The organism is Citrobacter sp. C5_2, from assembly GCF_014596845.2.
Classification (GTDB): domain Bacteria; phylum Pseudomonadota; class Gammaproteobacteria; order Enterobacterales; family Enterobacteriaceae; genus Citrobacter; species Citrobacter werkmanii.
This window is the reverse complement of sequence record NZ_CP115032.1, coordinates 876,187-898,754: the sequence shown is the minus strand read 5'-3', so window position 1 is coordinate 898,754 and position 22,568 is coordinate 876,187. Positions and strand designations below refer to the sequence as shown.

Sequence of the window (22,568 nt, the reverse complement as noted above, 5' to 3'; positions counted from 1 at the left end):
CTAAAGCGCGCTAATAATTGGGCAGGTTTCCCTGCCCATTAAATGCTTACTTTTTAGCGCGCTCTTCGAGCATCGCTACTGCTGGCAATACTTTACCTTCCACGAATTCGAGGAATGCGCCGCCGCCAGTGGAGATGTAGGAGATTTTGTCAGCAATGCCGAACAGGTCGATTGCTGCCAGGGTATCGCCGCCGCCCGCGATGGAGAACGCTTCGCTGTCTGCGATAGCGTTAGCAACGATTTCAGTACCTTTACGGAAGTTCGGGAATTCGAACACGCCAACCGGGCCGTTCCACAGAATGGTTTTCGCATTCTTCAGGATTTCAGCCAGCTGCTGTGCAGAAGCGTCGCCGATATCCAGGATCTGCTCGTCTTCTTTCACGTCGCTAACGGATTTCAGCGTCGCCGGCGCAGTTTCAGAGAACTCAGTCGCTACGCGAACGTCGGTCGGAACCGGGATATCGCAAGTGGTCAGCAGACGCTTAGCTTCGTCAACCAGGTCGGCTTCGTACAGGGATTTACCGACGTTGTGGCCTTGAGCGGCAACGAAGGTGTTCGCGATACCGCCGCCAACGATCAACTGGTCAGCGATTTTAGACAGGGAGTCCAGAACGGTCAGTTTGGTAGAAACTTTAGAACCACCAACGATAGCAACCATCGGACGAGCCGGTTCTTTCAGCGCTTTGCCCAGCGCGTCCAGCTCAGCAGCCAGCAGCGGACCCGCGCAAGCTACATCAGCGAATTTGCCGATACCGTGGGTAGAAGCCTGCGCACGGTGAGCCGTACCGAAAGCATCCATGACGAATACGTCGCACAGCGCCGCATATTTTTTGGACAGAACTTCGTCGTCTTTCTTCTCGCCTTTGTTGAAGCGAACGTTTTCCAGGACCACCAGCTCACCGGCAGCGACTTCAACGCCGTCCAGATAATCTTTTACCAGGCGAACCGGAGCAGACAGTTTGTCTTTCAGGTAGTTAACAACCGGCAGCAGAGAGAATTCTTCGTTGTACTCGCCTTCGGTAGGACGACCCAGGTGGGAAGTTACCATCACTTTAGCACCCTGCTTCAGGGCCAGTTCGATGGTCGGCAGGGAAGCACGGATACGCGCGTCGCTGGTTACTTTCCCTTCTTTAACTGGTACGTTCAGGTCGGCACGGATAAAAACGCGTTTACCAGCCAGATCCAGATCGGTCATCTTAATTACAGACATGGTGAATCCTCTCGTTGATACTTAAAGTTTTGTCGACGCTCAAGCGTCGAGCCTGAAACCAATAGCAGCCATCGCTAACGTTGTGTCGAGCATACGGTTAGCAAAGCCCCATTCATTATCACACCAGACCAGAGTCTTGATCAGGTGAGCACCACTCACGCGCGTTTGCGTACCATCAACGATGGCGCTGTGCGGGTCATGGTTAAAATCTACAGAGACCAACGGTAATTCCGTATAGTCAACTATACCATGAAATGCACCTTGTGCTGCTTTTTGCAGCAACTGGTTGACTTCGCTGGCTTTTACCGGTTTTTTCACCGTCACGCTTAAGTCGATCGCCGTCACATTTATGGTCGGTACACGCACCGCGATCGCTTCAAAACGATCGTTAAATTGCGGAAAAATTCGCGTAATACCCGCCGCCAGTTTGGTATCAACCGGAATAATTGACTGGCTGGCCGCTCGCGTACGACGCAGGTCAGGATGATAGGCATCAATCACCTGCTGATCGTGCATCGCAGAGTGGATCGTTGTAACGGTACCAGACTCAATGCCGTAAGCATCATCCAGCAATTTAATGACGGGAATTATACAATTCGTGGTGCAGGAGGCGTTGGATACAATTCGGTGCTCAGCGCGCAGCTGATCCTGATTAACGCCAAATACAACCGTTGCGTCGATGTCGGGACTGCCAGGATGTGAAAAGAGCACTTTTTTTGCACCGGCGGCAATATGCGCCTCGCCGTGTTCGCGGTTACCGAAGACGCCCGTACAATCCAGCACAACGTCAACACCCAGTTCACGCCATGGCAGCGCGTCGAGCGTTCGCTCATGCAAAATGCGGATCGCGTCATCACCAACGATGAGCTGGTCACGTTCCTGACGAACATCCCAGGCAAAACGCCCATGGCTGGTGTCATATTTCAACAAATGCGCCATGCCTGCAGCATCCGCCAGTTCGTTGATTGCCACCACGGTGATTTCCGCCCGACGCCCGGATTCATACAAAGCACGAACCACGTTGCGTCCGATGCGACCGAAACCATTAATCGCTACGCGTACGGTCATAGGTCTCCTGCAAGGATTTCTCAGAAACGATGTGGCAGACAGAGTAATGCAGCAAATCGCTCAGGGAAACCTTACCTGTCGCAAACTGCGACTAATTGGTTAATTGTCGAACATTTAATCGACTGAAACGCTTCAGCTAGAATAAGCGAAACGCGGAATAAAAGGAATGATTGTCCAGCGACAGAACGCAGTTATCTGACTTGCGTCACATTTTAGCTGGAATAATAGAACGCGCCCATCACGTTTTGAGAATAGCCAAAAAGCCTGGTAAGGGTGGGCTGATACGAAAATGCCCGGGAATTCGCTTCCCGGGCAACTGAGGGATTACGTCATTAATAGTAGAAAATACCGTGGGGAACTGTCAGCGATGCCACCAGTGATTTCGCGCCGTCTACAACATGATACACTTTGATGGTGTCATCCTGCTGAACTGAAATGCTGGCATCGGTGATGTACCAAATCCGCTGTGCGCCTAAATAGCTACAGGTCATATGTTCCGCTGAACATTTACCCGTTTTTAAGGTATTTGCTCTGGCTACAAAGGTGTCGTTAAGATAAACATCATACTGTGAGTCAGCATAGCCATCCATATTTAGTTGAATAGTATAGGTAATTCCGTTAGCAGGTGCGATGTAAACAGCTCTTAACTGGGTGCTGGTATCAAGTACCGCATTGCCAAGCATCTCCTGGTTCACTGTTTTTGAGGCGTCAACATACTCCTGTTCGCCATCCTGACGAACGATGGAAACGACATCACCTTCTTTCATCGTCGCATCATTACTGATGATCTTAGCAATCTGACCATCGATTGAAAAAGCCCCGTTTTCGACGATACCCTTATTAATTTTTGCGATAGAAACATTGTTAAGACGCATATCAAAGACGCCGCTTTGGAATTCCGTCACTGGCATCTCCGCATAAATGCCAGGATACACAGTGAACATCGCCGTATCACCATCGTAAGACAATCCTTTCTTAGCGCCACGATCTAAGGAAAGATACGACACAACGTGAGTGCTATCGCTATCATCACCATCGTCATCGCTGTCATCATCACCACTATCTGAAGACTTTAATGTAGCAACGATTTTACCCAGCGTGTGATCGCTGGTATCACCGCTGATATCCCAGATGATAGCCCCGCCAATTCCTTGATCTTTAATGTAATTAACCTTATCAGTAATTGAGGCTTCATCATCATAGGTCAGGAATTCTTTGGTTTTTGCGTTATAAAGATAGGGAACGTGAGACTCCGAATCCCAGTACCGCGTGTAGTCCCCGCTGGCAATTTTCTCCTGCAGCACATAGAACGGATTCGTCCCAGTGTACTGATCTTCATCATCCCATGCGCCGTGGACGGTAGCGGTTCCTGCAGCAAAAAGTCCCGGCAAGCCCTTCACGATTTCAGTGGGTTCAACGTTACCCCAACCACGACCGTAGAAAGGAACCCCCATGGTCAGTTTATTTTTAGCCACACCCCAAGTGTTAACATATTCGTTCATTGCCGAAGAGACGTTAAGTTTCTGATCTTCATCCTGACTATTGGCATACAGCGGGGCGTTATGGCCCGTAATAGCATCAAATGCACCGTGAATGTCATACGCCATCACGTTGACAGAATCGAGTAACGGTGCCGTTACCGCCGGATTGATATAGGCCATATTATTATGGTTTACCGTCACAGCAGCGGAGAGTTGATAGTAAATATCGTTTTGCTTGCCCAGTACATCCAGTTTATTACGTAAGCTGGTAATCAAATTGGTGAACTGCGTTTTTTCAACATCGGTATCAGGATATTCCCAGTCGATATCAACCCCATCGAATTGCCATTTTACGACGTAGTCAACAATACTTTGTGCAAGTTTCTCGACACCTTCAGGCGTAGATGTTGCTGATTCAAACACGCCTTCCTCTGAGTTAGTCCATCCCCCCACAGAAAGAATATTTTTCACCCCTGCCTGTTTGCTGGCGGTGGCAATTTCTTTCATTAACGTCGGGCCTTTCTCTGTATCATGGGTAACCACAACGCCATTTTCTACCACGCCAAAAGCGTAGGTAATATGCGTTATGAGATCCTAGGCGATTTTATCCGTTGTAAAATAATTATGCGCCGCATAGACCCCCCACTCCGGATAATAACCATAAATTCGCGACTGCTTAGCGACTTTCTCTTTTTGCTGTGTCTGATACTCTTCAGCCTGCTGACCCTGCCACGGCGTAAAATTGTAAGTATCAATAATGTTGGCTTCCAGATTGGTCGCCGCCCCTTTTAACCATACCGAGTTACTGCCAGGAATTTCCCCTGGGTTCGCCCACCATTGGTTGGTCCAGTAATAGCCGTTATAACGTACTTTGGTATTCGGCGTGCCATAGCTTTGCGTTGAATCATACAGTGGCGTCGCCATAACATCGGCAAGTTTGTTGGCGACAACAACCGTTTCTGTGCCGGGAAAATCGTTATTTTTCCCCGCACTGGTTCCATCACTTGTTACAAGCTCCAGCCAGCTTTCACCATTGTCAGTGGACCGCATAAGAGAATTACTATACGTGCCTTCAATCTTATTTGTATCGTCATTCGCAGTTAACGCCGCCAGCGCATTTGTAGAGAGCAAACATGCCGACACCGCCATCGCAATTATTGATGGTGACAATTTCATACAATATCCTTATTGGTTTATTGATGATGCTAATGGAAATATATTACTAGTGAACAACTTAATTGAGAGTAACAAAACACATCATTAAAAACCAATGTAGATATTTAGTGAATTACCAAAAGGTATTCATAATATTAATAAAAACAAAAAATAAAAGATATTAATTGAGTATGAATAATATACGAACATTATATTTAAATCCTGCTGGATGAACCGAGCCGGGATTTTGATGCGCACTGGCTGAGTGTTTTTGATAACTGGCTGGCGGTGTGCCGTGCGCGTGGCGCAAGCGTTGTGGCGATCAGTCATGACGCTGCGTTTACGCAGCGTCATTTCTCACGAGTGGTAAGGTTACACAACAAAAATCTCACACAATCCGATATTCACCATCAACCGTCATCTCCAGCATAAAGTCGGCTGGTCGGCTCCCCTCCAGTACCCGACGAACATTCGGTCCGTCGGTACGCTCATAAAACGCCTCAGCGTCAGCTTGCGATAGTCCGCCAGCCAGTTTACGGCCTACCAGTCGCGAACGAAGCGCATTAGCTGGAGCGTGAATAAAAAGCGAGTAATCACAAAATTCGGCTAATGCCCGCCATCTTAGGTCATCGCGCAATAACCAGTTTCCTTCCACAATGACAATCGGCGCAGTCACTTGTATGGCTTCTTCGACCGGATCGTGCTTTTGCCGGTCATACTGCGGCCAGGAACCTTCCCCTACCCTTATCTGGCGCAGATTCTGCGCAAGCTTATCCACATCAAACGTTTCCGGCGCACCTTTGTATGCCCGCAGGTTATGGACCTCCAGCCAGGCGTTGTAGTGATGGAAGCCATCCATTGGCAGCGTCTGGATCTCCGGCAGACCCGGCTCCTGACGGGAGAGATATTCCCAGAAGGTGGTCAGCGTCGATTTACCCGTTCCCGGCGGCGCGCTAAGAAAAACAATCGTTCGTCGCTGCGGATTAGTAGCGTGTATTTTTGCCAACTGCTGTAATAACGGTTTATGAACGTTCTCTATCTCATCATCATGGTAATGTGCTTCAACCTGTAGCCCATTCACCGTTAGTTCGATTTTCACGGCGTTAATTCCTTTAAAATCGCTGTCACTGCCAGCGTCATTGCCGTCTTGACCATTGCGCTAAAGCGCACTTCAGACCACGCTGCAAAGTCGGCGAATTTCATCGACTCCAGCGCACCATAGAGTGTCGCGTTGCGAGTAATACTGTTCACGTTGCTGACAAAATCCCAGGTAATGTCATCGGCAAAACTGGGAATGTTATCCTGCTCGTTCAGGTACTGATAAAACTGAGAAAAATGAGTAATGTCGGCATAAAGCCATTTATCCATTTTTCCCAGCGCATAAATCAGACGTAACGCAACGTCGATATCGTCAAGCGGTCCACTCTGGGCAAGTAACGGCTTCACTGCATATTCCACGATCTCTTCATCGTTATTGACGAACAGCGACGGTAGAAAGCGCTTAATGCCCTGGAGCAAAATGTTATGTGCCGTCGTCATAAACGAGAGTAAATTATTTTGAGCATCCAGTTGCTCAAGCACATCGTCTTCTGTCAGCGTCGTCATTCGTTTCTCGATAAATCACCATGAATGCAGAGAGTCTATTATATTACACGTTCGATCCGCGCCACCGATCAGTAAAGTTTGCGTGCGCACACCATTCGCAACCTGTTGGATCCCTTTAACAAGATCGCCGCCCGTAACACCCGTCGCGCTGAAGAGGATCTTATTTCCCCCTACCAGTTCGTCGAGCGCATAGATACGGTTGATCTCAACGCCCATCTCCGCGCAGCGCTGACGTTCCTGTGTAGCAATCAGACGATTATCGGCGCTATCCCCTTTCGCTTCACAGAAATCGATTAGCTCAGCCTGCATATCGCCTCCCAGCGCTTTAACCGCACAGGCTGAAATAACGCCTTCAGGTGCCCCGCCAATGGTATACATCAGGTCATAGGGATTCTCTTGCATACAGGCCAGCACGCTGGCAGCCACATCACCATCGGGCAGCGCAAAGACCTTGACGCCTAGTCGTGTCGCCTCGGCAATCGTCGGTTGAAGGCGCGGTTTATCCAGCGTCACCATCCGCAGCCGCTCCAGCGGTTTACCCAACGCCACAGCCACATTACGCAGATTATCTGCCAACGGCAGCGCCAGATTAATCGCCCCTTTTGCAAAGCGATTAACAACCAGTTTTTTCATATACATATCAGGAGCGTGTAACAAACTACCGCGGGGGGCAAACGCCATGACCGCCAGCGCATTGCTTTGCCCCATCGCCACCATACGGGTTCCTTCAATGGGATCGACGGCGATATCCACCTCTGGCCCGATGCCATTTCCCACTTCCTCACCAATCCACAGCATCGGGGCGCGATCAATTTCTCCTTCGCCAATAACGATTCGCCCACGAATGGCAGCGCTGTTCAATGCTTCCCGCATTGCCGTCACGGCCAGGCCATCAATCTTGTTTTTATCACCGCACCCGGTTTGCGGCCAAGCCGCCAGCGCGGCCTGCTCAGTAATGCGAAACAGCGGCCATGCCAACGACATCATATCGCCGCCTCCCCAATATCCACGCCAAATTGCGCCAACAGGTATTTTTCCGCTTCTTCATTCCAGATACCGTGCGTTTTTTCCACCAGCCTTGCCAGTTCTTTGAAAAGCGGGTCGGTTTTCCCCTTCTCAGCAAAATCCGTTATGGCGGTAAGTGGCATCGTCACACCGTTATAAATCAGCTTTTTACCTCCAGGGATCGCAGGCAAATTCAATACCGTATCCGGTACGGCATCCAGCCCCCCAATATGCGTCACCATAAACGAGGGCTGTAGTTGACCGGTTGCGCTGAGCGCAATAGCCTCTTTCATATCATCCGTTGAACCGCCGGACGTTCCGACAACGTGAGTGCTGTTATAGTGAACGTTATAAAAATTAAACGGCACTTTGAAGTTGCTGTCAGTCGGGCCGGCAAAAAAGTTCAGACAACCATCTTCCGCGAGGAGATCATCTGCCATTTCAATCACCGCTGGCACAGCCGCATACACAAAGACATCATCAAAACCAGTGTCATTGGTTAGGGCGCGCAGCATCGCGGTTGGAGAATCCATGCCGGTAGTGTTCACATAGATAAGCTCAATCCCCTTTTCTGCCGCTAACTCAACCGGCAACAGTTTTTTAGCCTGCGTCAGTCGCGCTTCGTCGATATCCACGACCACCACGCGTGACGGCTGAATATTGCCGTTAATGGCATAATCTATAGCGCCAATCCCCATCGGCCCGGCGCAGGCCAGCAACGCAATGCTGCCTCCCGGCTTAATCCCCATACGATGCTCATACACGTAAGGCGTGGTGTGATAGTTCGCGTTATAAGCGCCAATGATGCAACACATCGGCTCCGCCAGGGACGCTGCGGCGAAATAAGAGCCGTGATACGGTAAAACACAGCCCAGATTAATCGCCACCTCAGGAATAATCATGTAGGTAGCATTGCCACCAAAATATTCGTAGCTGTATCCCGCTGAATAACCGCTTGGCAGCCCCATCGCGGGCTGTAAAACAAAACGTTGACCTTTTTTATATTTATCAGTCAGGTTTTTCCCGACCTCAATAATGATACCTGCACATTCATGGCCGGTAATAACCGGATGATTTTCGAGGTCATCCGGTACGCGTTTATGATCGCTCCCCAATGCAGCAGCTTTCCAGGTTGATAAACAAACGCTATCAGAGATTACGCTTACTAATAATTCATTATCTGTAATTTCAGGAAGTTCAAATTCACGGATACGAATATCCTGCTTGCCATATATGGCAGCAACTTTCGTTTTCATATTCACTCCAAAAATAGAAGAATGTCAGTTCGCCGTAATGCGTTTAAATAAATCGTCTAACAGCGGGTCACCAATATAGTTTTTAATCAACACTAATGGCTTTTCACTTACACGTTTAACACGGTCTTCAAGACTGGCATGGGTGACGATAATATCGGCATCTTGTGGAACGTTCTCTATGGCATAATGCGCCACATTAATATTCAATCCCGCTTTTTCCAGACGTTTACGGAAAGTAGTTGCTCCCATAGCGCTGGAGCCCATTCCAGCATCACAGACAAAAGCAACACGCTTTATATTTTTATAGGAGAATTTACCTTCCTGCTTCATTGCCTTAACAGTTCTGGCAGATTCAGCGAAGTCATCTTCACTTTCTGTTTCGACGTTCTTTTCCATTTTCAGGATTAAAGAAGTGATAACAAAGGTGACAATCGTTCCCGCTGTGACGCCTGCAATGGTCGCGAGGAATGAACCTTTTGGCGTTAATGCCAGGTAAGCGAATATTGATCCTGGACTCGGTCCTGCCACCAACCCACCGTCAAACAGATGGAATACCCACGTCCCGCTCATTCCCCCGGCGATCATGGCAATCAGAGTCAGAGGTTTCATCAGTACATATGGGAAATACAGTTCATGAATCCCTCCCAGGAAATGGATAATCATGGCCCCTGGCGCAGATTTTTTACTCATCCCTTTACCAAAGATGGCAAAGCCAAGTAGCAAACCCAATCCCGGCCCTGGGTTGGAGGCCACCATGAAAAATATCGATTTTCCCGTTTCTGAAGCTTGTTGCATTCCGAGCGGATAATACACACCCTGATCGATGGCATTATTCAGAAAGAGGATTTTCGCAGGCTCGTTAATCACGGATAACAACGGCAGATAACCCGCATGAACCAACGCTTCAATACACTCTTTCACAAAATTATTAGCCACGAGAACCGCCGGGCCAATGACTTCAAAGCCCAGCAAACATAAGAGCATTCCCGCAATGCCAAGGGAGAAGTTATTGATAACCATCTCGAAACCTGCAGGAATGCGTTTCTCCAGCAGACGATCGATATACTTAATCACCCAGCCACCAAGCGGCCCCATCACCATAGCGCCAAGGAACATCGGGATATCAGCGCCCACAATCACGCCGATAGTACCAATCCCGCCCATTACTGCGCCACGTTTCCCACCCACCAAATGTCCACCAGTGGAGCCAATCATGACAGGTAGTAAATAGGTAATCATCGGACCGACAATTTTGGCGAAATGCTCGTTCGGCATCCAACCGGTAGGAATAAACAATGCAGTTATAAAACCCCAGGCAATAAATGCGCCGATGTTGGGAATGACCATCGCAGTCAAAAACCCACCAAAAGCCTGGACTTTGGCACGAGCAGACTTGTTTTCCATAATAATGTCCTGAAAGGAGGCTGTGAATTATGCGTGGGCGATAATATCCACCAGTTGTTTTTCTGATTTAGCCGTTAACAAAGCAGTTAACGCTTCCTCTTCACATAATAATTCGCTTAAGGCCTGGATAGCGCCAATATGTGAGTCAGCATTTGCCGCCGACAATCCGATTAATAACTTTATACCTTCATCATCATCGGCAAATTTTACTTCCTGTTTAAGAAGCGTTAATGACATCCCGGTTTTTAACGCACCGCATTCTGGTCGAGCATGCGGCATCGCGACGCCAGGTGCCAAAATATAATAAGGGCCATTGCTAATTGTTGATTCCTTAATGGCCTGAACATAGTCCGAATTAACGTAATGGTTAGCCAGCAAAGATGACATAGAAAAATCTATTGCCTCCTGCCAGTTCTTTGCTGAATTTTTTATTGAGATAGATGAGTCTGGAAAGTAATCAATTAGCCGCATACATTTTCCTTATTTTATTTTTAGGGTACGAGTTAGCGTTAAAAATAAAATACTCGTGCGGCAAAGCGAAATCAATCGATAGAGAAAAGACACGTAGTGCAAACTACTTTTTTATGAACTCTTTAAAAACAAACGGTTACATCAACAAAAATAAAAAGCAACATCAATAATGTGACTTTCATTGCATATTACGAACATCACTAAATATTGTATTTGTGATAACGATCCACAATTAAGCATTGCACTGACACAAACAAACATAATCTTGCTAAAAAAACGGGCCGCCTAAGCGACCCGTTTTCATCTGTAACCGTACTTACAGCAGTTCTTTTGCTTTCGCGACAACGTTGTCTACGGTGAAACCGAACTCTTCAAACAGCAGCTCAGCCGGAGCAGACTCGCCAAAAGTGGTCATGCCGACGATAGCGCCGTTCAGGCCCACGTATTTGAACCAGTAGTCAGCAATCCCCGCTTCGATTGCCACGCGTGCAGAAACGGCTTTCGGCAGTACGGATTCACGGTAAGCGGCATCCTGTTTGTCGAACGCGTCGGTGGACGGCATGGAAACCACGCGCGCCTTCACGCCTTCAGCTGTCAGTTTGTCCCACGCAGCCACAGCCAGCTCAACTTCAGAACCGGTCGCAATGAAGATCAGTTCCGGCTGACCAGCGCAATCTTTCAGCACGTAGCCGCCGCGAGCGATGTTCGCCAGTTGCTCTTCGGTACGTTCCTGCTGTGCCAGGTTCTGACGGGAGAGGATCAGCGCGGTCGGGCCGTCCTGACGCTCAACACCGTATTTCCACGCCACGGCGGATTCAACCTGGTCACACGGACGCCATGTGCTCATGTTTGGCGTCACACGCAGAGACGCAACCTGCTCTACCGGCTGGTGAGTCGGGCCATCTTCGCCCAGACCGATGGAGTCGTGGGTGTAGACCATCACCTGACGCTGTTTCATCAGCGCAGCCATACGCACCGCGTTACGGGCATATTCTACAAACATCAGGAAGGTAGAGGTATACGGCAGGAAACCACCGTGCAGGGAGATACCGTTAGCGATAGCGGTCATACCGAATTCACGCACACCGTAATGGATGTAGTTACCGGCGGTATCTTCGTTGATCGCTTTAGAACCAGACCACAGAGTCAGGTTAGAAGGTGCCAGGTCAGCAGAGCCGCCAAGGAATTCCGGCAGCAGAGGACCGAATGCTTCAATCGCGTTCTGAGACGCTTTACGGCTGGCGATTTTCGCCGGGTTAGCCTGCAGCTTAGCAATGAACTCGTTCGCTTTCGCGTCGAAATCAGCCGGCATGTCACCTTTCATACGACGGGTGAATTCAGCCGCTTCCTGCGGGAAGGCTTTCGCATATGCAGCGAACTTCTCATTCCACGCAGCTTCTTTTGCCTGGCCTGCTTCTTTCGCATCCCACTGGGCATAAATTTCAGACGGGATTTCGAACGGCGCGTATTTCCAGCCCAGCTGTTCGCGGGTCAGTGCGATTTCAGCATCGCCCAACGGCGCACCATGAGAGTCATGGGTACCCGCTTTGTTCGGAGAACCGAAACCGATAATGGTTTTGCACATCAGCAGAGACGGTTTGTCGGTCACTGCGCGCGCTTCTTCGACTGCGCGTTTAATCGCATCAGCATCGTGACCATCAACGCCACGAACCACATGCCAGCCATAAGCTTCGAAACGCTTAGCGGTGTCATCGGTGAACCAGCCTTCAACGTGACCATCGATAGAGATGCCGTTGTCATCGTAGAACGCAACCAGTTTGCCCAGCTTCAGCGTACCAGCCAGAGAACATACCTCGTGAGAGATACCTTCCATCATGCAGCCGTCGCCCATGAAAGCGTAGGTGAAGTGATCAACGATGTCATGACCTGGGCGGTTAAACTGCGCCGCCAGCGTTTTTTCAGCGATAGCCATACCGACTGCGTTCGCAATACCCTGGCCCAGAGGACCCGTCGTGGTTTCAACACCAGCGGTGTAACCCACTTCCGGGTGACCCGGCGTTTTGGAATGCAACTGACGGAAATTCTGCAGCTCAGACATCGGCAGGTCATAACCGGTGAGGTGCAGCAGGCTATAAATCAGCATGGAGCCGTGGCCGTTAGACAGCACGAAGCGGTCACGGTCAGCCCAGGACGGGTTAGTCGGGTTGTGGTTCAGGAAATCACGCCACAGGACTTCGGCAATGTCAGCCATACCCATCGGGGCACCCGGGTGACCGGATTTGGCTTTCTGTACTGCGTCCATGCTCAGCGCACGAATAGCATTGGCAAGCTCTTTACGTGAGGACATTTTGACTCCAGATCGGATAATGAAGGCCACGCCCTAAACGACTTGACGACAGCGCGTTTTGGGCTACGCCGGAAAAAAGTGCCAACAATGTAACCCAAGCCGCGTGTCATGTACATGGAGCATCCTTTTACCGCTTCAGAAATCTCTGGATCATGCACGCATGTTGCGCAATCTTCTCGCCCGCTTATTGTTCTTTTCTTTATACTTATGCTGAGCGTCGGTTAACCTGCAAACGACGCATTTTTTAGAATAATCCTGACTTTGTGCGGAAGAGAAAAAATGAAAATTCGCGCTTTACTGCTTGCTACGAGCATGGCGGCGGCATTGACCGGCTGCCAGAACATGGACTCAAACGGACTGCTTTCCTCAGGCGCAGAGGCTTTTCAGGCCTACAGCCTGAGCGATGCTCAGGTAAAAGCGCTGAGCGATCAGGCCTGTAATGATATGGACAGCAAAGCTACCATCGCCCCGGCTGGCAGCGAGTATGCAACGCGTCTTGGCAAAATCGCCTCCGCGCTTGGCGATAACATTAATGGCCAGCCGGTGAACTACAAAGTCTATATGGCGAAAGATGTAAATGCTTTTGCCATGGCGAACGGCTGTATCCGCGTATACAGCGGCCTGATGGATATGATGACGGATAACGAAGTCGAAGCGGTGATCGGCCACGAAATGGGCCACGTCGCGTTGGGTCACGTGAAAAAAGGCATGCAGGTTGCGTTGGGCACGAACGCGGTGCGTGCAGCGGCGGCCTCCGCTGGCGGCATTGTCGGCAGCCTGTCGCAGTCGCAATTGGGCGATCTTGGCGAAAAACTGGTGAACTCACAGTTCTCCCAGCGTCAGGAATCCGAAGCGGATGATTACTCGTATGATTTGTTGCGCAAACGCGGGATCAATCCGGCAGGCTTAGCCACCAGCTTTGAGAAACTGGCAAAACTGGAAGCCGGACGTCAAAGCTCAATGTTTGACGATCACCCGGCATCCGCCGAACGTGCGCAGCATATTCGCGATCGCATGAGCGCGGACGGAATTAAGTAATCTTCAAGCAGTGCCGGATGGCGGCGTGAAGCCTTATCCGGCCTACAGATTTCATCCCATTATCGGACGTACTTGGCGAAGTCAGTTTGGGCCCGGCCAGCGCACAGCCACCGGAGCGTACACGTAGTACGTGAGGATGGCGAGCACTGCCCGGCCCCAAAATGACGAGTAAAATAGTCCGACTATTATTCGCCTTTCTTCGCCGCCTGGATATACAGCATTTCTAACGCTAACGTCGCCGCCGCCAGCGCGGTGATCTCAGACTGATCGTAAGCCGGTGCCACTTCCACCACGTCCATCCCCACGATATTCAGATCCTTCAGACCCCGTACCAGCTTGATCGCACGATCGGACGTCAGACCGCCGATTACCGGCGTACCGGTACCCGGCGCAAACGCAGGATCCAGACAGTCGATATCAAAGGTCAGATACACTGGCATATCGCCAACGATCTGTTTCACTTGGGCAATGACGTCGTCTACGCCGCGATCGTTCACCTGGCAGGCATCCAGTACGGTAAAGCCATTATCTTTGTCGAACTCAGTGCGGATACCGATCTGTACAGAGTGATTCGGATCGATCAACCCTTCATTTGGCGCAGTATAGAACATGGTGCCGTGGTCGAATTCGCAGCCGTTAGCGTAGGTGTCGGTGTGGGCATCAAAATGCACCAGCGCCATCTTACCAAAGTGCTTTGCGTGCGCGCGCAGCAGCGGCAGCGTGACGAAGTGGTCGCCACCGAAGGAAAGCATGCGCTTACCTGCAGAAAGCAGTTTCTCTGCGTGCGCCTGCAGTTTCTCACTCATTTCACGGGCATCGCCAAACGCATACACCAGATCGCCGCAGTCCACCACGTTCAGGCGCTCGCGCATATCGAAGTTCCATGGGAAGCGGTTGTGCTCCCACGCCAGGTTGGTAGAAACCTGACGGATTGCTGCCGGGCCATGGCGACCGCCCGCGCGGCCAGACGTTGCCATATCAAACGGTACGCCGGTGATCACCCAGTCGGCATCGCTATCGTAAGGCATGAAATTCATCGGCAGACGCAAAAAACCAAAGGCGTTAGAAACCAGGGAGTTGTCGTATTGATGACCTAAGGTGCTCATGTGCTGACCTCTTGTAAAATCGGTGAAAAAAAATCCCCTCCGCGTCGTTAAGCCCGACGAGGAAGGGATTGATTTACGTGACTACTTGTATAGGCGAATTATCGCCGTTAATTTGTACGGATTCAAGTGAGCGCCGCAAACGCAGCGCCACCGGGAATTTACCGTTATTCATCTTCCAGATAGGTGTATCCGTACAGTCCTGCTTCAAATTCTTCGAGGAACTGTTGTTGCAACTCGGCGTCCAGATCGGTGTTTTTCACCTGATCACGGAACTGCGTCAGCAGCGTTTTCGGGTCCAACTGCACATACTGCAGCATGTCCGCCACGGTATCGCCTTCATCAGACAGCTCAACTTCCACGCTGCCGTCAGGGAAGACAAACACGTCAACGGCTTCGGTATCGCCGAACAGGTTGTGCATGTTACCAAGGATCTCCTGATACGCGCCGACCATAAAGAAGCCCAGCATCGGCGGGTTCTCCGGGTCGTATTCCGGCATCGGCATGGTGGTGGCAATCCCATCCCCGTCAACGTAATGGTCGATAGCACCATCAGAGTCACAGGTAATATCCAGCAGCACCGCGCGGCGCTCAGGCGCCTGGTTCAGCCCTTCCAGCGGCAGCACCGGGAACAGTTGGTCGATCCCCCACGCATCCGGCATTGACTGGAACAGTGAGAAGTTGACGTAAATCTTATCCGCCATCCGCTCCTGCAGCTCATCGATAATCGGGCGGTGCGCGCGGTTGCTCGGATCGAGTTGTTTTTGCACATTATGGCACATGTTCAGATAGAGCTGCTCTGCCCACGCACGTTCCTGCAGGCTAAAGGTGCCAGAAGAGTAGCCAACGTGAATATCGTGCAGGTCCATCTGGCTGTCGTGCAGCCATTCACGCAGCGAACGACGCGTGCCCGGCTCGTGCATCTCCTGCCAGGTTTCCCACATGCTTTGCAGGGAGCGCGGCGCGTTGTCTGCCGGCGGCGTCGCTTCGGTAATTTCGCTACGCTCAACGCCAATGATGTTGGAGACCAGCACGGTATGGTGCGCGGTAACGGCACGACCCGATTCAGTGATCACTGTCGGGTGCGGTAGACCATGCTCTTCACAGGCATCGCCAATCGCCCAGATAATGTTGTTGGCGTATTCGTTCAGGCCGTAGTTTACGGAGCAGTCGGACTGCGAGCGGGTACCTTCATAGTCCACGCCCAGGCCGCCGCCCACGTCGAAGCACTGAATATTCACGCCCAGCTTGTGCAGCTCGACGTAGAAACGGGCCGACTCACGCACGCCGGTGGCGATATCGCGAATGTTCGCCATCTGCGAGCCGAGGTGGAAGTGCAGCAGTTGAATGCTGTCCAGACGGCCGCGCTCACGCAGAATTTCTACCAGTTGCAGTACCTGGTTTGCCGCCAGGCCGAATTTGGATTTTTCACCACCGGAAGACTGCCACTTGCCGGAACCCTGCGACGCCAGACGCGCACGCACGCCCAGACGCGGTACGACATTCAGGCGTTCAGCTTCATCCAGCACGATGGCGATTTCAGACATCTTCTCGATAACCAGATAGACCTTATGGCCCATCTTCTCGCCAATCAGCGCCAGACGGATGTATTCACGGTCTTTATAGCCGTTACAGACGATCACGCTACGGGTCATTCCGGCATGAGCCAGAACGGCCATCAGTTCAGCCTTGGAACCCGCTTCCAGTCCCAACGGTTCGCCAGAGTGGATCAGTGATTCAATCACGCGACGGTGTTGGTTGACCTTGATCGGATAAACGAGGAAATAGTCACCGTTGTAGCCGTAGGATTCACGGGCACGTTTGAACGCGGCGTTAATCGAACGCAGTCGGTGTTGCAGGATCTGCGGGAAGCAGAACAAAGCAGGCAGACGCTGGCCCTGCGCTTCACGGGCTTTCACCAACTCAGCAAGGTCAACACGCGCTTCTGGTACGTCCGGATCCGGGCATACGCTGATGTGACCCAGTTCATTGACGTCATAATAGTTATTACCCCACCAGGCAATATTGTAAGTACGCAGCATCTTGCTGGCTTCCTCGGAACTCATTGCAACCTCCTGCATGGAGCGTAGTACACCGTGTTCGCCTGCTGACGAAGGCGAACCCAAATAAATGTCGTCAGACATAGCGAACCTCAAATTTTATTAACAAGTGTAAAACAGTTGACTACTATCGCAATCCAAAGACGCGATAACAACCCAAATACAGGCAGAATTTCCAGCAGATAGTGCTGACGCTCCGACTGTGCGACCGGTTTCTTTTTCATATCATTGTAAACACGTAACCGAACGTACTGCTGACAGTTCGGCGAAACCACGAGAAAACTCTTGTTTACCAAGAGCGCCCTTGTTCAGTTCTTAGTGACCGTTACCGGCTCTTGAGTCCTGAGATACGCCGAGATGGGTATACACTTCATCCTTCATGCAGCCTCTTTGTTGGCTACGCGCATTCGCCCCAGTCACGTACTACTCGTACGTTCAGGGGACTCATTCATTTGCCGCCTCGACGCAGCATAAATGATTTTGTGTATATAACATCGACAGGTATGCAAAACAGAGATGCAGATTGCGGGGGACATATGTACACCAGAACGGTGCGACAGATTCAGCAGAATACAACGGTTCATTATCTCGTATCACCTCCACGGTTGCTCCTCACGGAGAACCCACAAGCCAAAGCTAAAGTTTTAACCCGGCTGGAAGTGGCAACACGATGAAAATGTCGTGTGCTTTTTGTATGAGCCGCGCGCCGCGTTTTATACCGACAACAGTACGAAAAAGCAAAAGATAAATGCACACATTGCCAGCACCGTCAGGAAAAATTTCCAGTTACATTTTCAGTACAATGCGACCTCAATCAAAAAAAGCTGGAAATCAGGCGAAGAACTGTCCTAAAATAGCCGTCCAGATGTTAATCCATCTATACCGATTAACACTCAGACTGCCAGTGTCCGTCATCTGCAGACTCATGGTAGAATCTTCTACACATGGCTATCCCACTCGACAGTTTGAGCTAACCAAATTCTCCTTAGGTGAAATTAAATATGGCAAAACACCTTTTTACGTCCGAGTCCGTATCAGAAGGGCATCCTGACAAAATCGCTGACCAAATCTCTGATGCCGTGCTGGATGCAATCCTGGAACAGGATCCGAAAGCACGCGTTGCCTGCGAAACCTACGTCAAAACCGGTATGGTTTTAGTTGGCGGTGAGATCACCACCAGCGCATGGGTCGATATCGAAGAGATCACCCGTAACACGGTGCGCGAAATTGGCTATGTGCATTCCGACATGGGTTTTGACGCCAACTCTTGTGCGGTACTGAGCGCAATTGGTAAACAGTCTCCGGACATCAACCAGGGCGTTGACCGTGCCGATCCGCTGGAACAGGGCGCGGGCGACCAGGGCCTGATGTTTGGCTACGCCACCAACGAAACCGACGTGCTGATGCCAGCCCCGATTACCTATGCTCACCGTCTGGTGCAGCGTCAGGCTGAAGTGCGTAAAAACGGCACCTTATCCTGGCTGCGCCCGGATGCAAAAAGCCAGGTTACCTTCCAGTATGACGACGGCAAAATCGTCGGTATTGATGCGGTCGTTCTGTCGACTCAGCACTCTGAAGATATCGATCAGAAATCGCTGCAAGAAGCCGTTATGGAAGAAATCATCAAGCCGGTACTGCCGACTGAATGGCTGAATGCTTCGACCAAATTCTTCATCAACCCAACCGGTCGTTTCGTTATCGGCGGCCCAATGGGCGACTGCGGTCTGACCGGTCGTAAGATTATCGTTGATACCTACGGCGGTATGGCTCGTCACGGTGGCGGCGCATTCTCTGGTAAGGATCCGTCTAAAGTTGACCGTTCCGCAGCCTATGCGGCCCGCTACGTCGCGAAAAACATCGTTGCCGCTGGCCTGGCTGACCGTTGTGAGATTCAGGTTTCCTACGCAATCGGCGTGGCTGAACCAACTTCTATCATGGTAGAAACGTTCGGTACCGAAAAAGTGCCTTCAGAACAGTTGACCCTGCTGGTGCGTGAGTTCTTCGACCTGCGCCCGTATGGTCTGATTCAGATGCTGGATCTGCTGCACCCAATCTACAAAGAAACCGCAGCCTATGGTCACTTTGGTCGTGAGCATTTCCCTTGGGAAAAAACCGACAAAGCGCAACTGCTGCGTGACGCTGCCGGACTGAAATAATTCAGTCACGACTGAACGCTTATGCTTCTTAAGACCAGCCTCGGCTGGTCTTTTTTATGCCCATCTTCTCTCTGCCTTCCCTTTCCAGAACAGCGCTATTAATCCTCTTTTTGAACGAAAATGAAAGCGATTACATTAAGCTGTGTTTCCTCCCTCTTCTAATTAACATAACCTGGCCATCTCTTGTGCATCATTGTTACATTACTTTTCAGTATTGTCTTAATTCCAGGCAAATAACTGTATCGTATTATTATAAAAACCTTATCTTTCATAGTCATAATTAATAATCGCCATGAATGCCAATGTAAGCGATTACACTAATGTGATGTGATTCGCATTTTTTTACCCCGTACTCACCTACCCTTAACATCAACAAAACTAGCTACCCAACCGGAGGGCATCATGCCTGACAATAAAAAAACGGGGCGTTCCAACAAAGCCATGACATTTTTTGTCTGCTTTCTTGCAGCCCTGGCTGGATTACTTTTTGGCCTGGATATCGGTGTTATTGCCGGTGCTTTACCGTTCATCACCGACGAGTTTCAAATTACCCCGCACACTCAGGAATGGGTGGTGAGCTCAATGATGTTTGGTGCGGCTGTAGGCGCTGTCGGCAGCGGCTGGCTCTCCTTCAAACTGGGGCGTAAAAAGAGCCTGATGATTGGCGCGATCCTGTTTGTTGCCGGTTCATTGTTCTCCGCCGCGGCACCAAACGTTGAAGTACTACTCGTTTCCCGCGTGCTGCTGGGCCTGGCCGTTGGCGTTGCGTCTTATACCGCGCCGCTGTACCTGTCCGAAATCGCACCGGAAAAAATCCGCGGCAGCATGATCTCGATGTATCAGTTGATGATCACCATCGGGATCCTCAGCGCTTACCTCTCCGATACCGCGTTCAGTTATAGCGGCGCATGGCGCTGGATGCTGGGCGTAATCATTATCCCTGCTCTGTTACTGCTGATTGGCGTTATCTTCCTGCCGGACAGCCCGCGTTGGTTTGCAGCTAAACGTCGTTTTGTCGATGCCGAGCGCGTTCTGCTGCGTCTGCGTGATACCAGCGCTGAGGCCAAACGCGAACTGGATGAAATTCGTGAGAGTCTGCAGGTTAAACAAAGCGGCTGGGCGCTGTTTAAAGAAAACAGTAACTTCCGTCGTGCAGTGTTCCTTGGCGTGCTGTTACAGGTGATGCAGCAGTTCACCGGGATGAACGTCATCATGTATTACGCGCCAAAAATCTTTGAACTGGCGGGTTATACCAACACCACCGAGCAGATGTGGGGAACGGTTATCGTTGGCCTGACCAACGTGCTGGCAACCTTTATCGCCATTGGCCTGGTTGACCGCTGGGGCCGTAAACCTACGCTGATTCTTGGCTTTATCGTTATGGCGGTGGGTATGGGCGTGCTGGGCACCATGATGCATGTGGGTATCCACTCCGCTGCCGCCCAGTACTTTGCCGTGCTGATGCTGCTGATGTTTATCGTTGGCTTCGCAATGAGCGCCGGTCCGCTGATTTGGGTACTGTGTTCTGAAATTCAGCCGCTGAAAGGCCGCGATTTCGGCATCACCTGCTCTACCGCAACCAACTGGATTGCTAACATGATCGTCGGCGCAACCTTCCTGACGATGCTGAACTCGCTGGGCAGCGCTAACACCTTCTGGGTCTACGGCGGCCTGAACGTCCTGTTCATCTTCCTGACCCTGTGGCTAATCCCGGAAACGAAAAACGTCTCTCTGGAACACATTGAACGTAACCTGATGAAAGGTCGTAAACTGCGCGAAATTGGCGCACACGACTAATCACTCAAGGCTTCCTCCCCAGGCGGGAGGAAGCCTTCCTCTTGCAGTCCCTTCCCTGTCGCACTATCCTCTGGCGTTATGAAAACCTCCCGACTTCCCATCGCCATCCAGCAAGCCGTTATGCGCAGCCTGCGGGAAAAACTCGCCCAGGCCAATCTCAAGCTGGAACGTCATTACCCGGAGCCAAAGCTGGTTTACCAACAGCGCGGAACCGCCGCAGGTACGGCGTGGCTACAAACTTACGAAATCCGCCTCAACCCGGTGCTGCTGATGGAAAACGTCGATGCGTTCGTTAACGAAGTGGTCCCCCATGAACTGGCGCATTTGCTGGTGTGGAAGCACTTTGGCCGCGTCCCGCCGCACGGAAAAGAGTGGAAATGGATGATGGAGAGTGTGCTGGGCGTCCCGGCCCGACGCACGCATCAGTTTGAGCTGCAATCCGTGCAACGTAAAACCTTTGCTTACCGCTGTAAGTGCCAGGAACATCACTTGACCGTTCGCCGCCATAACCGTGTTGTTCGCGGTGAAGCTACCTACCGCTGCGTCCATTGCGGCGAACCACTGGTTGCAGAATAATATTCAGAATTATCAGGAACCTTTCTGATCTAGCTGATTGCATACAAGAACAACTTTCGCTACGTTGCGGGCTCGTTTTGACACGGAGTTCGTGATGTACCGTAATCTCTCTTTCGCCGCGGCCATGTTAGCCGCTGCGTTTTCTGGCCCGGTGTTAGCCGAAGGTATCAACAGTTTTTCTCAGGCGAAAGCAGCAGGCGTCAAAGTTAACGCCGATGCGCCGGGCGATTTCTACTGCGGTTGTAAAATTAACTGGCAAGGTAAAAAAGGGCTCGTTGACCTTGAATCCTGCGGCTATAAAGTGCGAAAAAACGAAAACCGCGCCAGTCGTATCGAATGGGAACATGTTGTCCCTGCCTGGCAGTTTGGCCATCAGCGCCAGTGCTGGCAGGACGGAGGACGTAAAAACTGCGCCAAAGATCCAGTCTATCGCCAGATGGAAAGCGATATGCATAACCTGCAGCCTGCAGTGGGTGAAGTAAATGGCGATCGCGCAAACTTTATGTACAGCCAGTGGAACGGTGGCGAAGGCCAGTATGGGCAGTGCGCCATGAAGGTTGATTTCAAAGAGAAAGTTGCCGAGCCGCCAGCCCGCGCCCGCGGCGCTATCGCACGCACCTATTTTTATATGCGCGACCAATACAACCTGACGCTCTCCCGCCAACAAACCCAGCTTTTTAATGCCTGGAACAAGCAATATCCGGTTACCGACTGGGAGTGTGAGCGCGACGAACGCATTGCGAAGGTACAGGGGAACCATAACCCCTATGTGCAACGCGCTTGCCAGGCGCAAAAGAGCTAACCTACACTAGCGGCAATATTTTTAACCATGCCCTGGCCTTTCGCAGCCCAGGGCCATGACGCGGATGTTTAAC

19 protein-coding genes and 2 pseudogenes are annotated in these 22,568 nt (G+C 50.9%); 6 read left to right on the top strand and 15 right to left on the bottom strand.

Annotated elements, in window-relative coordinates; all coding sequences use genetic code 11:
• Positions 1–46: 46 nt before the first annotated feature.
• From pgk to ICA20_RS04430, 4 genes are all read right to left on the bottom strand, one after another.
• A complete protein-coding gene (gene pgk / locus ICA20_RS04445; RefSeq protein ID WP_038633545.1) occupies positions 47–1,210 on the bottom strand; it encodes a phosphoglycerate kinase in 1,164 nt (387 codons plus the stop codon).
• A gap of 39 nt (positions 1,211–1,249) precedes the next feature.
• Positions 1,250–2,278 carry an erythrose-4-phosphate dehydrogenase gene (gene epd, locus ICA20_RS04440; protein ID WP_038633548.1) on the bottom strand — a complete coding sequence of 343 codons (1,029 nt, stop codon included), beginning with the start codon at positions 2,276–2,278 and terminating at the stop codon, positions 1,250–1,252.
• 332 nt (positions 2,279–2,610) lie between these two features.
• Complete coding sequence (locus ICA20_RS04435) at positions 2,611–4,302, bottom strand: glycosyl hydrolase family 18 protein (protein ID WP_230592256.1); 1,692 nt, start codon at positions 4,300–4,302, stop codon at positions 2,611–2,613.
• A gap of 51 nt (positions 4,303–4,353) precedes the next feature.
• Positions 4,354–4,935 (bottom strand): hypothetical protein, encoded by a 582-nt coding sequence (locus ICA20_RS04430; RefSeq protein WP_051594481.1) that lies wholly within the window; start codon positions 4,933–4,935, stop codon positions 4,354–4,356.
• 198 nt (positions 4,936–5,133) lie between these two features.
• On the opposite strand from ICA20_RS04430, the pseudogene ICA20_RS04425 reads away from it, so the two are divergent.
• A pseudogene (locus tag ICA20_RS04425) lies at positions 5,134–5,346 on the top strand (ABC transporter ATP-binding protein); the annotation flags it as partial.
• On the opposite strand, the gene ICA20_RS04420 reads toward ICA20_RS04425, so the two are convergent.
• From ICA20_RS04420 to tkt, 7 genes are all read right to left on the bottom strand, one after another.
• Complete coding sequence (locus tag ICA20_RS04420; protein ID WP_038633551.1) at positions 5,303–6,013, bottom strand: nucleoside/nucleotide kinase family protein; 711 nt, start codon at positions 6,011–6,013, stop codon at positions 5,303–5,305. The pseudogene ICA20_RS04425 and the gene ICA20_RS04420 overlap by 44 nt on opposite strands.
• A complete protein-coding gene (locus tag ICA20_RS04415) occupies positions 6,010–6,519 on the bottom strand; it encodes an MltR family transcriptional regulator (protein WP_038633553.1) in 510 nt (169 codons plus the stop codon). Before ICA20_RS04415 ends, ICA20_RS04420 begins: the two co-directional genes overlap by 4 nt.
• A gap of 15 nt (positions 6,520–6,534) precedes the next feature.
• Positions 6,535–7,506, bottom strand: coding sequence for a class II fructose-bisphosphatase (gene glpX, locus ICA20_RS04410; protein ID WP_038633557.1), 972 nt, complete (start codon positions 7,504–7,506; stop codon positions 6,535–6,537).
• On the bottom strand, positions 7,503–8,780 hold the full coding sequence (locus tag ICA20_RS04405) for a zinc-binding dehydrogenase (RefSeq protein ID WP_038633560.1): 1,278 nt from the start codon (positions 8,778–8,780) through the stop codon (positions 7,503–7,505). Before ICA20_RS04405 ends, glpX begins: the two co-directional genes overlap by 4 nt.
• Before the next feature lie 24 nt (positions 8,781–8,804).
• Entirely contained in the window at positions 8,805–10,184 is a 1,380-nt protein-coding gene (locus tag ICA20_RS04400; RefSeq protein WP_038633562.1) for a PTS mannitol transporter subunit IICB, read from the bottom strand.
• Between the two features lie 27 nt (positions 10,185–10,211).
• Positions 10,212–10,655, bottom strand: a complete 444-nt coding sequence (cmtB, locus tag ICA20_RS04395) for a PTS mannitol transporter subunit IIA (RefSeq protein ID WP_038633565.1) — start codon at positions 10,653–10,655, stop codon at positions 10,212–10,214.
• Between the two features lie 316 nt (positions 10,656–10,971).
• Positions 10,972–12,963 (bottom strand): transketolase, encoded by a 1,992-nt coding sequence (gene tkt / locus ICA20_RS04390; protein ID WP_038633569.1) that lies wholly within the window; start codon positions 12,961–12,963, stop codon positions 10,972–10,974.
• Between the two features lie 279 nt (positions 12,964–13,242).
• Between tkt and ICA20_RS04385 the strand changes: the two genes are divergently transcribed.
• Positions 13,243–14,001, top strand: coding sequence for a M48 family metallopeptidase (locus tag ICA20_RS04385; RefSeq protein ID WP_038633572.1), 759 nt, complete (start codon positions 13,243–13,245; stop codon positions 13,999–14,001).
• Positions 14,002–14,186: 185 nt separating this feature from the next.
• On the opposite strand, the gene speB is transcribed toward ICA20_RS04385, so the two are convergent.
• The 4 genes and pseudogenes from speB to ICA20_RS04365 all read right to left on the bottom strand — a co-directional run.
• Positions 14,187–15,107 carry an agmatinase gene (gene speB, locus ICA20_RS04380; protein ID WP_038633575.1) on the bottom strand — a complete coding sequence of 307 codons (921 nt, stop codon included), beginning with the start codon at positions 15,105–15,107 and terminating at the stop codon, positions 14,187–14,189.
• A gap of 164 nt (positions 15,108–15,271) precedes the next feature.
• Positions 15,272–17,248: a biosynthetic arginine decarboxylase gene (gene speA / locus ICA20_RS04375; RefSeq protein WP_071888037.1), complete on the bottom strand. Its 1,977-nt coding sequence runs from the start codon at positions 17,246–17,248 to the stop codon at positions 15,272–15,274.
• A gap of 8 nt (positions 17,249–17,256) precedes the next feature.
• A complete protein-coding gene (gene yqgB / locus ICA20_RS04370; protein WP_064507034.1) occupies positions 17,257–17,388 on the bottom strand; it encodes an acid stress response protein YqgB in 132 nt (43 codons plus the stop codon).
• 258 nt (positions 17,389–17,646) lie between these two features.
• Positions 17,647–17,748: pseudogene (locus ICA20_RS04365) on the bottom strand (hypothetical protein); the annotation flags it as partial.
• Between the two features lie 417 nt (positions 17,749–18,165).
• On the opposite strand from ICA20_RS04365, the gene metK reads away from it, so the two are divergent.
• From metK to endA, 4 genes are all read left to right on the top strand, one after another.
• Positions 18,166–19,320, top strand: a complete 1,155-nt coding sequence (metK, locus tag ICA20_RS04360) for a methionine adenosyltransferase (protein WP_006686850.1) — start codon at positions 18,166–18,168, stop codon at positions 19,318–19,320.
• Between the two features lie 402 nt (positions 19,321–19,722).
• Positions 19,723–21,117, top strand: a complete 1,395-nt coding sequence (gene galP, locus ICA20_RS04355; protein WP_038633584.1) for a galactose/proton symporter — start codon at positions 19,723–19,725, stop codon at positions 21,115–21,117.
• Positions 21,118–21,195: 78 nt separating this feature from the next.
• Positions 21,196–21,693: a SprT family zinc-dependent metalloprotease gene (locus ICA20_RS04350; RefSeq protein WP_038633587.1), complete on the top strand. Its 498-nt coding sequence runs from the start codon at positions 21,196–21,198 to the stop codon at positions 21,691–21,693.
• Between the two features lie 94 nt (positions 21,694–21,787).
• Positions 21,788–22,495, top strand: a complete 708-nt coding sequence (endA, locus tag ICA20_RS04345; RefSeq protein WP_038633590.1) for a deoxyribonuclease I — start codon at positions 21,788–21,790, stop codon at positions 22,493–22,495.
• The last annotated feature ends 73 nt before the right edge of the window (positions 22,496–22,568 follow it).